The sequence below is a fragment of the Fimbriimonadaceae bacterium genome (assembly GCA_019454125.1).
Lineage (GTDB): Bacteria > Armatimonadota > Fimbriimonadia > Fimbriimonadales > Fimbriimonadaceae > JALHNM01.
This window is the reverse complement of record CP075365.1, coordinates 131,946-144,911: the sequence shown is the minus strand read 5'-3', so window position 1 is coordinate 144,911 and position 12,966 is coordinate 131,946. Positions and strand designations below refer to the sequence as shown.

The following is a 12,966-nucleotide window of genomic DNA, read 5'->3' as shown; positions in this document are numbered from 1 at the left end:
TTATGATCGTCGAGTCTTACGAAGACGTCATCCGTCTCTCCGGGCCGCTTCGCTCGAACTTTTGGGAGACGATCCACACGGCGATCTCGCTGACGCTGAAGCGCCACCCCACCGGCGTCATCATCGACTGCAGCGACATCACCGAGGTCACGCAGGAAGGAGCGGAGACCTTCATCGACGCCATAGAGTTCGTGAACAAGTTCGAGGACGCCCGCATCATCGTCGCGGCCGTCCCCGAGCATGTCATGGAGGTCTTGCGCCAGGTGCCGAACGTGCGGTCCCAACTCCCCGTCGTCAAGACGGTCGATGACGCCCGCCGTTCGCTCGACCTCTTGGTCGAGGACGAGGAGCACGGCCCCCGAAGGAAGAAAGAGTCGCTCAAGGCTTTCGACCGCCACATCGTCGCCTGCCTCAGCGTGACCCGCGACGATGCCCACCTCCTTGACGTTTTGGAGGAACTGGTCGAATCGATGCCGGCTAAGGCGGTCGTCGTCGCCCCGATCATCGTCCCGCGGGAAAAGCCCGTCACGGCCCCGATGCCGGAGAAGGAGGAAGCCGCCGCCATCGGGCTGGAAACCGCCCGGAAGCGGCTGCACGACCGGGGCACTCCCACCGTGCTGCGCATCGAGCGCGGGCGTGACCTCTCGGCGATCCTGAACGAGGTCGCGGACGAGTTTGAAGCGGCGCACGTGGTGCTTGCCCTCCCCGAGTTCCGCGAGGGCGACGAGACGTGCCTGAAAACGTTGGCCGCCGTGGTCGAACGGGTCCGCCGCCCGTTGGTCATCGTCCGGGGGCCGGTCTCCGGCGGGAAGCCTTAGGGCGTGGCGGAGGCCTTCTTCAAGCGGTCGTGGACCGCTTCCCACTCGGGCCCTTCGGGTGGAAGTTCGATCGCGATCTCGGTCGCGCCGGACTCATCGACGCGCCGCAGAGCGTCGTAGAGGATGGTCGCGTAGGCCCGAGGTTCGCGGGGCATGTGGATCTGTCCGGGGCCGGTGGCGGTCTGGAAGGTCAAGCCGCTCTCGCCGTTCGAAAGGCTGTCGACGAACCGGATCGCCGCCCGAGGCGCATAGTGCCGCTGGTACATGCCCGGTGAGCGGCGGACGGCTGGCGGAGGCACGATGCCGAGCGGCATTCGCAGGGCCGCTTCTATGTCGGCCCGCGAGACGCCGCCCGGCCGCAGGATCTGCGGGGTTTTTGTCGAGAGGTCGAGCACGGTGCTCTCGAGTCCCACCGAGCAAGGTCCGCCGTCCAGAATCATCGGCACCTGGCCGGCGATCTCCGGTGCGACCGCTTCTGCGGTGGTGGGTGAGAGTCGGCTGAACGCGTTGGCGCTGGGAGCGGCGATCGGGCAGCCCGCCTCGTCGATGAGGGCGAGGGCGACGTCATGGTCCGGCACGCGGACGGCGACAGTCTCGAGCCCGGCCGTGGTCCGGTCCGGCAAGTCCTTGCACTTCGGCAGGACGAGGGTCAGTGGCCCAGGCCAATAGCGAAGGGCCAGTTCTTCGACCACTTTCGGCCAGGACGCGGCGACCCTTTCGAGCCAGTCCAGGCCTCCAATGTGCACGATGAGCGGGTTCTCACTCGGCCGCCCCTTGATGGAGAAGACGTTGGCGACGGCCGCGTCGTTGGTCGCGTCGCAGGCCAGCCCATAGACGGTCTCGGTCGGCATCACAACCGCCCCGCCTTCACGGACGACCCGTGCGGCGAAGCGAATATTCTCAGCGGTTGGAGCGACGATGCTCATCGAGCGCCCTCATCATAGCCTGACGGGGAGCGGGGATGTCGAGCCACCAGGTGAACGACCTAGCCCCCTGCGCGACCAGCATCGCGAGGCCGTCAGTCGAACGGAGCCCCCTCGCTTCGGCCGCCTCACAGAAGGCGGTCTGAGCTGGGCCGTACATCAGGTCGTAGGCGAGGGCGCCCGGTTCGGCCGTTTCCCAGGCCACGTATGGAGCCTCCCCTCCCAGTCCGGCCGAAGTGGCGTTGACCACCAGCCCTCCCCCCGTCAAGACCGGTTCCTCAAGGATCTCGATCGCAAGGCCGGTTTCGCCCCTCAGGGCCCGCGCCCGGTCTGAGGTCCGGTTGTGCAGGGCGACCTGGAATCCGGCGTCGCAAAGGGCGACGGCGACAGCACGGGCCGACCCTCCCGCCCCGAGCACCACGGCCCGGCACGGCTGGACGCCAAGTTCCGCCAGGGTGTCCATGAACCCGGGAGCGTCGGTGTTCGTGCCCCGGCCCGGTGTCCGCAGGTCTAAAGTGTTCGCGGCGCCTAACCGCGGGTCGACGTCGGTGCACCAGGCGAAGGCCGCTTCCTTGATAGGGACGGTCACGTTCAGGCCCCAAAGGCCGCAAGCGGCCAGGTGCCCCAGCGCTTCGTCAAACTCTTCCAGGGGAACTCGCACGGCCTGATAGCCCCACGAAAGACCTGCGTGCCGCAAAGCGGCGTTCTGCATCACGGGTGAAAGGGAGTGGGCGATGGGATCGCCGATGACGGCCAAGTCCCCACGTTCGACGGCCCGCCACTCCTTCCAGCTCACGACTTAAAGGTCCAGTTTCTCTGGAAGTAGAAGTTGAACACACCCGCCACGACGGTCGCGATCGCCGACGCGGCGAGCAAGCTGAGCTTTGCGTGACCCGGCAAGACGTTGTTGCCCAAGGTCTTGACCGCGGCATTGATGAGCATCGCAAGCAGCGCGATGATCCAATAGCGGACGAACTGCCGGTGGCGCGTGCTCGGATCGCGGCTCTCAAAGGTCCAAAGGCGGTTCCAATAGAAGCCGTTGAGGATCGCGAGCGAGGTCACGGGCACGGTCAGCACGGGGACGGCTGCGTCGCTGGGACGGGCTTGGGCGAAGCCAAAAACACCGGGCTGCCAGGCCAAGAGCCATTCGCCCAGCACCGTGCCGAGCGGTTGGCCGTTGATCGGGACGGCGAACATCACGACGAAGAGCAGGCCGATGTCGATGATCGTGGAGCTCGCCCCGACGATGATGAACCGGACGAACTGGACGAGCGTCGAACCGGAGTAAAGCCCCTGCTCGACCTTCTCTACCGCCTCTTTGGGAGGGTGTTCTTGGAAGTACTGGTAAAGGAAGAGGGCCGCGACCCGCTCGAGGTTCCGACTGATGTAGCGGGTTCCGGCGAACTCGTGCGAGGCCATCGGCCGAATCCAGATCGCGTCGATCCCGGAGCGGTTCGCGCCCAGGACGTCAGTGAAGAGCTGGTCCCCGATCATCACCGCTTCCTCCGGCTTGCGCCCGAACTTCTCCAGCGCCCGCTGGAACATCGCCCGGCTGGGCTTGTTCTTGTCGCGGATGAACGGCACGTCGATCGCTTTGGAGAGCGCGCCAAGCCGGTCCCAGTTGTTCGTGTTGCTCAGGATGCAGAGGTCAAAGCCCAGCGCCTTCGCCTTCTGGAGCCAGGCAAGGACATCTTCGGACGCCTGCGTCTCGCGCCACCGGATGAGGGTGTTGTCTACGTCCAGCAGGATCAGGCGTTTGTCGGCCTGCTTCAAGGCGTCCAAGTCAACGTCTGTCAGCCGTTCGAGCGCTTCCTTCGGGCTGAACCGGCGGAGCGTGCTGGGCATGCTCTGGCGGGCGAACACCCCAGGACGGACGTGTCTCATCGTTTTGCTGCGGCCTCCCGTTCCTTTGACGCCTTGCGGATGTTGGCACGATGCTCCTCGTACGTCTTGGCGAAGAAATGGCTGCGGTCGGGCCGCGCGACGTAGTAAAGGAAGTCGTGCTGCTCGGGGTTGACGGCCGCCTTGATCGAAGCGACCCCCGGCGAACAGATCGGCCCTGGCGGGAGGCCGAAGTTGAGATAGGTGTTGTAAGGCGAGCGGACCTTGCGCACGACTCCAGGCCCCAAGACCTGCCACTTCTGCAGCGCGTAGAGCACGGTCGCGTCGATCTCCAGCCTCATGTTCCTCTTTAAACGGTTATAGATCACCCCGGCGACTCGGGGCCGTTCGCTGTCCTTCGCCGTTTCCGTTTCTACCATCGATGCGACGATGAGGGCCGCCTCTGGATCGTCGGCCGCCTCCAGGATCGGCCATGCCTTCTGCTCGAAGGCCCGAAGTTGACGCTGCACAACTTCTTCCGCCCCCAGCAGGGGTGGCAGGTCGTAGGTGTCCGGGAAAAGATGGCCTTCTAGGGTGCCGGTCCTCGTTTTCCGGGAGAAGCCCGCGGCGTCGTTGGCCGCCTTGACATAGTCTGTAGCGCTGCAGACAAGCTGCTCTTGAAGCCGGTCGGCCGTCCGCTTGATCCACCAGCCTTCGGGCAGGCGCACCATGTTGCGGACCGGTTTCTGCAGGGTGCCGACGACTTGACCGGGGGTGTGGACTCGCTGGAACGAATAGGTGCCGGCCGCCACTGTGAACGTCATCCTGCTCAGTCGGACGTACTTCCCGGTGGCGTCGCCCTTGATGATCTTCTGCTTCTGCAGAAAATCGACGGCCTCGCCGACCGGCGTAGGTTGGTTGAACCTCACGTACTCCTGCGTCGCCTCGCCGATATCGACGACCGCCAAGGAGGCGACGTACCCTTTGAACGCCAGAAAGCCCGCCGCCGCAAGGCCGATTGCCGCGACCAGCAGGCAGCCGACCCTTCGGCCCGTCTTACTCAGCCCACCACCTCTCCAGGATCTGGCACGCCGCTTCCGAGTCGAGGCGGCGCCTGGTCCCCGCGATGGTGAGGCCCTGCGCTTCCAGGCTCTGATGGGCGATGTGGCTGGTCAGCGTCTCGTCCACATAGTCCACTGCGAGTCCGAGCGCCGCAATCTTTTCGCCCAGTTGGCGGACCACCTTGCTCAGCTTTGTCTCCTGGCCGGATTCGTCCAGGGGCAAGCCGAGGACGACGGCTTCCGCCTCCTCCCTTTGCGCCAGCGAGGCGATCGCCTCGGCGTCGCGGGCGAGGGTGCCGCTCGCCGCGAGGGCGGGTTTCGGGGTGGCGAGCTTGACAGAATGTTCGCCGACCGCGACTCCGATCCGCTTCGAGCCAAAATCCACGGCCAGGGCTCTCATAGGGGCTCGGCTCCGACGGCCGAATAGGCTTCCATGACGGTCGGGTGGAACCAGGGCGTGCTCGAAACGGCTTCGTCCCCCAGCACCTCCCGGCCCGCGAAGTCGGTCCAGACGCCGCCCGCCTCGCGGACGATGAGGGCCATGGCCGAGACGTCCCATCGCTTCACGGCAGGGTCCAGCATGGCGACCGCTCGGCCAGAAGCGACGAGGGCGTGTCCGTAGGCGTCGGACCAGCCGCGGGTGGCCATGACTTGGTCGCTCAGGCGAATCAACCCTTCCAAACGGCCCGCGCCGCGCATCGCCTTGATGCCCCCATGGCAGACGACGGCCGTGTCCCGGCCCTCTTCTGACGCCACGCGGCAAATCCTGCCGTTCCAAAAGGCGCCCTCCCCTTTCTCAGCGTAATAGAGCTCGTCCAAACCGGGGAAGTATGCAACGCCCACAATAGGGACACTGTCAACTTCGTAGGAGAGGAGCGTAGCGAAGAGGGGGACTCCGCTGACGAAGGACTTGGTTCCGTCGATCGGGTCAACGACCCAGCGGTCGGGCGCGGTCGGGTCTCCTCCTTCCTCTTCTCCGAGCACGGCCTCGCCCGGGAAGTGTCTGCCGATCCGTTCCCGGACGACCGCTTCCGCCCTTCGGTCTGCGGCGGTGACGGGCGAGCCGTCGCCCTTTGCCTCCGCGTCCACTCCGGTCTGGAACCAGGGCAAAGTCGCCCGACCTGCGGCTATGGCCGTCTCGATAGCGAAGGCAAGGCGTGGCGACACGGCCCGATTCTGCCTAAGCCATCCGCCTGTGCCCCGGGCCCCGACGGTACACTTCACTTCCTCTGGGGGCTTAGCTCAGTTGGGAGAGCATCTGCTTTGCAAGCAGAGGGTCAGGGGTTCGAGTCCCCTAGCCTCCACCACGCTTTTCGCGTGCTCAAGCGGTTGGCGAGTTTCCCTCGAGAGCTCCCCGGGGTCTAGCAACCAAAGCGGCGGAAAGGGGGGCGAGTACACGTGCCTGGCCTGGGGCCCGTGAGACGATCGAGGAACAGCCCCCGAAGTACGCAACGTGCAAGAGACCGATCACACGAAGACTTGGCCCGATCTTGCTATCGGCCTCTACGACAAGCTCACCGGCCGCAACGCAGAGATCACATACGACTTCAGCGACCTCCGAGTCAGCGTCCCAAGCGGCACTGGTGCCACCGCCGAGCACGCGGAATGGCGTGTCAGCGGACAGCTCAAGATCCGCACCAAGCCGGTCGCCCAGAGCCCAAACTGACCATGGTCGGCCGTCTACAAGGGACTGTAGGAGGCCGGCCATTTGAGGTTCAGGCCGAAGAGGAGGTGGTCGTGTTGAGTCTGAGCGGGTTCGGGGCGCTTAAGCCTGCTTTACAGTTGGCGAGCTGGCTCTTCTCGAGTGAAGAACCCTTACGTGGGTTGAGATTGCCTCTCCTGAAGGTTCGGCTCAACGGGTTCCCCCCTCTCACGGTACGGCACAACGGGTGGCTATGGAAAGGGCTCACCAAGGCGGCAAGGCGATGAGGGTCGCGGTAACGGGGGGAACGGGCTATGTCGGAGGACGGCTCGTCCCCATGCTTCTCGATAAAGGCTACGAGGTCTTATGCCTCGTCCGGAACGCCCGGAAGCTTGACGACCGTCACTGGAGGCGGAACCCGAGGGTGGACGTCGTCGCCGACGATCTCTCGGACCCGGCAGAACTCGCCGGAAAGCTGAGGGGCTGCGATTGTGCTTACTACCTGATCCACTCAATGCACGCGAGCGGGGCGCGTTACGCCGAAGAAGACCGCAGGCTCGCCGGGGCCTTCGGTAAAGCCGCAAAGGCGGCCGGTCTCCAACGCATTATCTACCTCGGCGGGCTTGGTGAAATGGGCGAAAACTTGAGCGAGCACCTGCGCTCAAGGCGCGAAGTCGAGGAGGTGCTGGAAGAGGGAGGCGTGCCCGTGACGACGTTCCGCGCTGCCATGATCATCGGATCGGGTTCGGCCTCGTTCGAGATTCTTCGCTACTTGGTCGAGCGGTTGCCCATCATGGTCACCCCGAGTTGGGTGAAGACCGAATGCCAGCCCGTTGCAATCGCCGATGTGCTCCATTGGCTGACCGAGTGTCTCGCGGTGCCCGAGACGAACGGGCAGACGCTCGAGATCGGCGGCAGGGACGTGCTCCAATACCGCGACCTCATGAACATCATGAGCGACGAACTGGGACTGCCTCGCCGAATCGTGATCCCGTTGCCGGTTCTCACTCCGCGTCTCAGCTCCGGCTGGATCGGGCTCGTCACCCCGGTGTCCTACCGCATCGCACGGCCCCTCGCGGAAGGGCTGCGGAACCGGGTGGTGGTGACCAATGACTTGACCCAGCGGCTCATGCCGCACGAGGCGATGGGGGTGCGGGAAGCGATCCACACCGCCTTGACCCGAGTCAAGCAGGGCAATGTCGTCACCAGTTGGTCGGCGGCGGGCCCGGTTCAAGGCGACCCCGAATGGGCAGGCGGCACCGTGTTCAAAGATCAGCGGACGATCGACATTCTCGCGTCGAAGGCCGACGTCTACAGAGCCGTTTGCCGAGTGGGCGGGGGGCACGGTTGGTATTCCGGTGACATCCTTTGGCAGGTCCGGGGTTGGATGGATAAGCTCGTGGGCGGGCCCGGGCTTCGGCGCGGACGGCGGCACCCCGACGAAGTCGGCTACGGCGAGGCACTCGACTTCTGGCGCGTCATCGGTGTCGAGACGGACAAGAGCCTCATGCTCCTGGCCGAGATGAAGCTCCCTGGCACGGCGACCCTCGACTTCGCGCTCGATTCCCATACCGAGGGCACGACCCGCCTGACGATGACCGCGCGTTTCCGCCCCAAGGGGTTTTTCGGCTTGCTTTATTGGTACATGGTCGTCCCGTTCCACAACATCGTTTTTGGAGGGATGCTCCGGGGCATAAAGCGTGCGGCAGAGGGCGCAGTGCCCACTGAGCCGAGGCCGGCCACCTAGGCGCGGGCGTGATAGGGTGCCCTGCGTCGCGTTAAAGCACTTCTGCTTCAGAGCTGGGCTTGGGCGAACTTCCAGCCGGCGGGCGAATCGCCGAGCCCCAGCGCCATCCGGAGGATGGGGATCGGGATGGGCCCTTGGCGCAGCACCTCGTCGTGGAACTGCCTCAGGGTCATGCCCTTTGCGAGGGCCTCTGCCGCCAGCGCCTTCATCTGCAAGCCGCCGAGCAGGTAGGCCGCCTGATAAAGCGGGGGATAGTCCCCGCCGAAGGAGCGGCGCACCTCGGCTTCGGCGTTCGCGGGCTCGTGGCCGACCCGGTCGACCAACATTTCGACGCATTGGTCCGGCGTCAGTTTGCCTAGGTGGAACCCGAGTGAGAACTCGACGCGGACGCACCGGTGCATCCGCCAAAAGAGCATCCCGATACGGTCCTCTGGCGAGCGTGCGAAGCCCATATCGTAGAGCACGAACTCCCAATAGAGCGCCCAGCCCTCGATCCAGAACGGTGTGGAAAAGACCTGGCGATAGGGGCGGTACCGCTGGGTCATGAACTGCTGCAGGTGGTGCCCCGGGATGAGCTCGTGGTGGGCGACGGCTCGGGCGAAGTGCCGGTTGTTGCCCCGCATGCTCATCTGCTTGGCCCCCTCGGGCATGCTTTCGGTCGGGAAGCTCACGATGATCGCTTCCCCGCCCAGGAAGAACGGGCTGGCGAGTTGCCGCTCGGCTGACATCATCTCCATGCGCCAGGTTTCGGCGGCGAGTTCGGGCACGGTCACGAGGCCGTGGTCTCGGACGTAGGTGGCGGCTTCGTCCGCCAGCCCTTTGATGAACTGAGGCTGGCCGCCTGGTTCCTCGTGCATGCCCTTCACCGCCTCCAGCGCCCGGTGCCAGTCGTCGCCATAGCCCATCTCGGAGCTGGCCCTCTTCATCTCTTTCAGGCACCATTCGTACTCGCGCCAGGCGATCTCGACCAGTTCTTCGGGCGTGTAGGGGATGAGCTCCAGCTGGAGCTCGGCGAGCAGGGCATCGCGCCCGATCGGGTCGCCCACGATGGTGGTCTGGTCGCCGAGCCGCACGCCGCCGACCTCTTCCCGCAGGAACTTTTCGTAGCCGTCTACCGCCTCCTTTGCCTCGGCATAGGGTGCGCGGCACCACCAACTGAACTGCGGGTCATAGCCGTCGTAGAACTTGAACCAGCGTTCGAGGGCCCGGCCCAATTGGGCCGTCATCCGTGAGGCACGGAGGGCGACGGCGCGGCTCGGGGGCGAATTCAGGGCGCCTCTCCGGGCGTCGGCCACCATTTCGGGGATTTGCGCCAGGGCTTTGGCCGCTTCTTTCGGACGGACAGGCTCAATGTCTCGGCGGGCGTCGTCGAAGGCGACGATCGTCGCTCGGAACGGGAGGTGGGGGGTGGCTTCGTTTTGGCCGGCCTCGATGGCGAGCCGCTTGGCCCGCTTGGCCGCGTCGAGCGTCAGCAGGGCCTTATCGACCTTGTCGTCCCGGGTCTCAGCAGGAGCGGCTTGGGCTTCCTTCTCGACCGTCCGGTAGAACCGTTCCATCCGGTCGACGCCGGTGGGCGAAAGGCTTTCGTCGTACTTCCGCGAAAGGCTACCGATGTCCTCGGTGTAGAGAATGATGCGCTCGGGCCACGTCTGTTGAGGTTGGCTTGCCATTGTTGCGAAGGCGGCCACAGCCGCAAAGCCCAGCATAGTCCGAAAGGTACCAGGCCGTGTCTCCCGGCTTTCCGGGTTTACTCGCGAACCATGTCCGGATTTGCCGTCGAGTTCCAGGGGATTGGCAAGTCGTTCCCAGGCGTCCGGGCCTTGGACGGCGTCTCGTTCGGGGTGGAGCCGGGCAGCGTCCACGCGCTGCTCGGCGAAAACGGCGCGGGCAAGAGCACGCTTCTCAAGGTGCTGAGCGGCGCCCACCGGCCTGACGAAGGAAAGCTTCTGCTCGACGGGCAGCCGACCTTTTTCAGCGGGACGGTGGACGCCTTGAAGGCCGGGGTGGCCGTGATCTATCAGGAACTCCACCTGGTCGAGAACCTGACGGTGGCCGAGAATGTGTACCTTGGCCACATGCCGGGCCGGGCGGGGTTGGTAGACCGGGCGGCCATGGAGGAAGGAGCGGCGAATTTCATGGCCGGGCTCGGGGTCTCGGTCTCTCCGCGCGAGCGCCTCGGCAAGCTTTCCATCGCGCTCCGGCAGACGGTGGAGATTGCGAAGGCCCTCGCTTGGGACGCCCGCGTGATCGCGTTCGACGAACCGACGAGCAGCCTTACGAGCCGGGAGGCGGAGGCGTTGTTCGAGGTCATTGGGCGCCTGGCGGGCGAAGGTCGGGCCGTCATTTATGTCTCGCACCGCATGGCGGAGATCCGGCGGCTCTGCTCCGCAGGCACCGTCCTCCGCGATGGAAAGCACGTGGCCACCCACGCCCAGCTGCAGGACGTGGCCGACGAACGGCTGATCGAGGCGATGGTGGGGCGCCCGTTGGGCGAGGTCTTCCCCTACCGTGCCCACGAGCTCGGCCCGGTGCGCCTCACCGTCTCGCAGTTGATCGGTCCGGGGTTGGCGGAGCCCGTCGACCTCAGCCTCCGGGCTGGCGAGATCGTGGGGCTGTTCGGGTTGGTGGGTTCGGGGCGGACGGAACTCCTGCACAGCATCTACCACCGCGGTCGGGGCAAGGTCACGGTGGACGGCCAGGACGTCCGTCTCGGCTCGCCGCGTCGTTCGGTGGAGGCGGGGATCGTGCTGGTGCCCGAAGACCGTAAGGCGGACGGGTTGCTTCCTCGCCGCTCCGTGACTGAGAACATGGCGTTCGCGGGCCGCAAGCAGATCCTCGTCGACGATCCCGGCGAAGCGGCGGCGGCCCAGCGCCAGGTGGAGGCGATGCGCATCAGGACGCCGAACCTGCGCCAGCCGGTGCGCCTTCTCTCCGGCGGCAACCAGCAGAAGGTCGTGCTAGCGCGGTGGCTGGCGGCGAAGCCGAAGGTGCTCCTGCTCGACGAGCCGACGCGGGGGGTGGACGTGGGGGCCAAGCGCGAGATCTACGAGATCGTGCACCAGGCGGCCGCCGATGGAGCGGCCGTTCTCCTGGTCTCTAGCGAACTGCCCGAAGTCTTGGGCGTGTCAGACCGGATCTTGGTCATGCGTGAAGGCCGCCTCTCCGCCGAGTTCCAGCGGGCCGAGGCGACCGAGAAGTCGATCCTTGCTTCTGCCTTGCCTCAATGACGGAACCGACGCCGCACCGTATTACGCGATCTCTTCGGACAATTTTGGTCTAACGCGCTCGTAAACGTGCCGGTTATTGGTGGGGGTATCGCGATATGGCGAATGAATCCGGTAGCGTGACCGCCTTCACTCGGGACGACATGTAAATGAACTACCGCCAGCTTGCTCTCGCCATGGCTGCCGCGCTCGCGCTCCCCGCGTCGGCGCAATTCCAGTCCGACAAGGTCACCCTCTACAAAAACTTCACTTTGGCCCAGCTCCAGGCCGGCGCAGGCAACGACTGCTGGGGTTATGTGAGCCCGAGTGGGCGGGAGTACGCCCTCATGGGTACCGACGTCCGCACCGTCTTCATCGAGGTCACAGACCCGAACAACCCGGTCATCCTTACGAGCATTCCCCACTCCTCCAGCAGTTGGAGCGACATCAAGGTTTATCGTGACCACTGCTACGTGGTGACCGAGGCGAACAACACGGGCGTCCAGGTCATCAGCCTGGCGAACATCGACAGCGGCACCGTCACCCTGGTTCGCACCATCACAAACCCGGGCCGCACCCACAACATCCATATCGACGAGGCGAGCGGCTACCTCTACACCTGCGGCTCCAACCAGGCCAATGGCACGACGATGTGCTTCAACCTGAGCAACCCCGCAAACCCGGTCGTCGTCGGTTCGAGTTCCCTCACGCCCACGTACCAGCACGACGTTCAGGTCCGCAAGTTCACCAGCGGCCCCTATGCGGGGCGCGAGATCATGTTCGGCTGCGGGGAAAACCGCGGCCTCGAGATCTGGGACGTGACGAACAAGAGCAACGTCCAGCTGATCCGCCGCGTCGCGTACCCGTTCGTGGGCTATTGCCACCAGTGTTGGTTGAGCCCGGACGGGAATTACCTCTACCTGGACGATGAGTTCGACGAGTCGGACAACGGTTTCACAACCCGGTCGCTGATCTTCGACGTGAGCGTGCTCGAGACCGCCGACCTGGTCGGGACGTTCACGAGCGGCACTCGCGCGATCGACCACAACCAGTACAACAAAAACGGCTACATCTTCCAGGCGAACTACACGAGCGGCCTTCGCATCTTCGACGGGTATTCGGATCCCCAGCGCCCGGTCCAGGTCGGTTGGTTCGACACCTATCCAGCGAACGACAATGCGTCCTACAACGGCGCCTGGAGCACTTACCCTTACTTGCCGAGCGGCAACGTGCTCATCAGCGACATTAATCGCGGCTTCTTCCTGGTCAACGTGACCGAGGCCACGAAGCGCACCGCCCTGGTCGAGAGCTTCCAGGTCGGCCCTGGCACGCTTCTGAACGGCGGTCTCACCGAGCTTCAGCAAACTGACGGCCAGTATCTGACCGTCGCCAAGGGCATCACGCCGAACTCCTCGACTCCGCCGATCCGGGTCGAGTTCAACGGCACGTCGATGTGGACGGACGTCACTAAGCTTCGTTTGGAGCTCCGCACGAAGGTCAGCATTGCGAACTTGACCCAGAAGGTGGAGATGTTCGACTATCAAGCGAACGACTGGGTCACGCTGCAGAGTGGGCCGGCGCCGCTCTCGGACACCGACCTGACCGTCACCGCCGCGAACCCGGACCGGTTCATCGAGCCAACGAGCAAGACCGTCCGCGCCCGGGTGAGCATCAGCCAGGCCGGCCCCGTCCAGAGCAACAACTGGCGGATGGACGTGGACAAGCTCGACTGGATCGTCAACCCGTAAAGG

12 protein-coding genes and 1 tRNA gene are annotated in these 12,966 nt (G+C 65.1%); 6 read left to right on the top strand and 7 right to left on the bottom strand.

Features of this window, described 5'->3' with window-relative positions; translation table 11 throughout:
* Positions 1-2: 2 nt before the first annotated feature.
* Positions 3-818 carry a hypothetical protein gene (locus tag KF733_00790; GenBank protein QYK56024.1) on the top strand — a complete coding sequence of 272 codons (816 nt, stop codon included), beginning with the start codon at positions 3-5 and terminating at the stop codon, positions 816-818.
* Here KF733_00790 and KF733_00785 read toward each other — a convergent pair.
* From KF733_00785 to KF733_00760, 6 genes are read right to left on the bottom strand one after another with little or no spacing between them, the layout of a single operon-like run.
* On the bottom strand, positions 815-1,744 hold the full coding sequence (locus KF733_00785) for a threonylcarbamoyl-AMP synthase (protein ID QYK56023.1): 930 nt from the start codon (positions 1,742-1,744) through the stop codon (positions 815-817). The genes KF733_00790 and KF733_00785 overlap by 4 nt on opposite strands.
* Positions 1,719-2,537, bottom strand: a complete 819-nt coding sequence (locus KF733_00780; GenBank protein QYK56022.1) for a shikimate dehydrogenase — start codon at positions 2,535-2,537, stop codon at positions 1,719-1,721. Before KF733_00780 ends, KF733_00785 begins: the two co-directional genes overlap by 26 nt.
* Positions 2,534-3,625, bottom strand: coding sequence for a YqeG family HAD IIIA-type phosphatase (locus tag KF733_00775; protein QYK56021.1), 1,092 nt, complete (start codon positions 3,623-3,625; stop codon positions 2,534-2,536). The genes KF733_00780 and KF733_00775 overlap by 4 nt, the downstream gene beginning before the upstream one ends.
* A complete protein-coding gene (gene mltG / locus KF733_00770; GenBank protein ID QYK57146.1) occupies positions 3,622-4,719 on the bottom strand; it encodes an endolytic transglycosylase MltG in 1,098 nt (365 codons plus the stop codon). Before mltG ends, KF733_00775 begins: the two co-directional genes overlap by 4 nt.
* Positions 4,619-5,023 (bottom strand): Holliday junction resolvase RuvX, encoded by a 405-nt coding sequence (ruvX, locus tag KF733_00765; GenBank protein QYK56020.1) that lies wholly within the window; start codon positions 5,021-5,023, stop codon positions 4,619-4,621. Before ruvX ends, mltG begins: the two co-directional genes overlap by 101 nt.
* Positions 5,020-5,790 (bottom strand): hypothetical protein, encoded by a 771-nt coding sequence (locus tag KF733_00760; GenBank protein QYK56019.1) that lies wholly within the window; start codon positions 5,788-5,790, stop codon positions 5,020-5,022. The genes ruvX and KF733_00760 overlap by 4 nt, the downstream gene beginning before the upstream one ends.
* 64 nt (positions 5,791-5,854) lie before the next feature.
* On the opposite strand from KF733_00760, the gene KF733_00755 reads away from it, so the two are divergent.
* The 3 genes from KF733_00755 (at position 5,855) to KF733_00745 (ending at position 8,012) form a co-directional block, all read left to right on the top strand.
* Positions 5,855-5,930, top strand: a tRNA-Ala gene (locus tag KF733_00755).
* A 146-nt stretch (positions 5,931-6,076) separates the two neighbouring features.
* Positions 6,077-6,289 carry a hypothetical protein gene (locus KF733_00750; protein QYK56018.1) on the top strand — a complete coding sequence of 71 codons (213 nt, stop codon included), beginning with the start codon at positions 6,077-6,079 and terminating at the stop codon, positions 6,287-6,289.
* A 229-nt stretch (positions 6,290-6,518) separates the two neighbouring features.
* The gene (locus KF733_00745) at positions 6,519-8,012 is read left to right on the top strand and encodes an SDR family oxidoreductase (GenBank protein QYK56017.1); all 1,494 of its coding nucleotides are present in this window, start codon (positions 6,519-6,521) and stop codon (positions 8,010-8,012) included.
* Between the two features lie 47 nt (positions 8,013-8,059).
* Here KF733_00745 and KF733_00740 read toward each other — a convergent pair whose 3' ends face one another.
* Positions 8,060-9,718, bottom strand: a complete 1,659-nt coding sequence (locus tag KF733_00740; protein ID QYK56016.1) for a DUF885 family protein — start codon at positions 9,716-9,718, stop codon at positions 8,060-8,062.
* A gap of 54 nt (positions 9,719-9,772) precedes the next feature.
* Here KF733_00740 and KF733_00735 point away from each other — a divergent pair, with 54 nt between their 5' ends.
* Both KF733_00735 and KF733_00730 read left to right on the top strand, forming a co-directional pair.
* The gene (locus KF733_00735) at positions 9,773-11,239 is read left to right on the top strand and encodes an ATP-binding cassette domain-containing protein (GenBank protein QYK56015.1); all 1,467 of its coding nucleotides are present in this window, start codon (positions 9,773-9,775) and stop codon (positions 11,237-11,239) included.
* 146 nt (positions 11,240-11,385) lie between these two features.
* Complete coding sequence (locus KF733_00730) at positions 11,386-12,963, top strand: choice-of-anchor B family protein (GenBank protein ID QYK56014.1); 1,578 nt, start codon at positions 11,386-11,388, stop codon at positions 12,961-12,963.
* Positions 12,964-12,966: the final 3 nt, after the last annotated feature.

Bases quoted from the DNA above. Each gene is read 5' to 3' on its own strand.
- KF733_00775 (QYK56021.1), bottom strand. From the start codon at position 3,625: ATGAGACACGTCCGTCCTGGGGTGTTCGCCCGCCAGAGCATGCCCAGC.
- KF733_00740 (QYK56016.1), bottom strand. From the start codon at position 9,718: ATGCTGGGCTTTGCGGCTGTGGCCGCCTTCGCAACAATGGCAAGCCAA.
- KF733_00745 (QYK56017.1), top strand. From the start codon at position 6,519: ATGGAAAGGGCTCACCAAGGCGGCAAGGCGATGAGGGTCGCGGTAACG.
- ruvX (QYK56020.1), bottom strand. From the start codon at position 5,023: ATGAGAGCCCTGGCCGTGGATTTTGGCTCGAAGCGGATCGGAGTCGCG.
- KF733_00735 (QYK56015.1), top strand. From the start codon at position 9,773: ATGTCCGGATTTGCCGTCGAGTTCCAGGGGATTGGCAAGTCGTTCCCA.
- KF733_00785 (QYK56023.1), bottom strand. From the start codon at position 1,744: ATGAGCATCGTCGCTCCAACCGCTGAGAATATTCGCTTCGCCGCACGG.
- KF733_00730 (QYK56014.1), top strand. From the start codon at position 11,386: ATGAACTACCGCCAGCTTGCTCTCGCCATGGCTGCCGCGCTCGCGCTC.
- KF733_00790 (QYK56024.1), top strand. From the start codon at position 3: ATGATCGTCGAGTCTTACGAAGACGTCATCCGTCTCTCCGGGCCGCTT.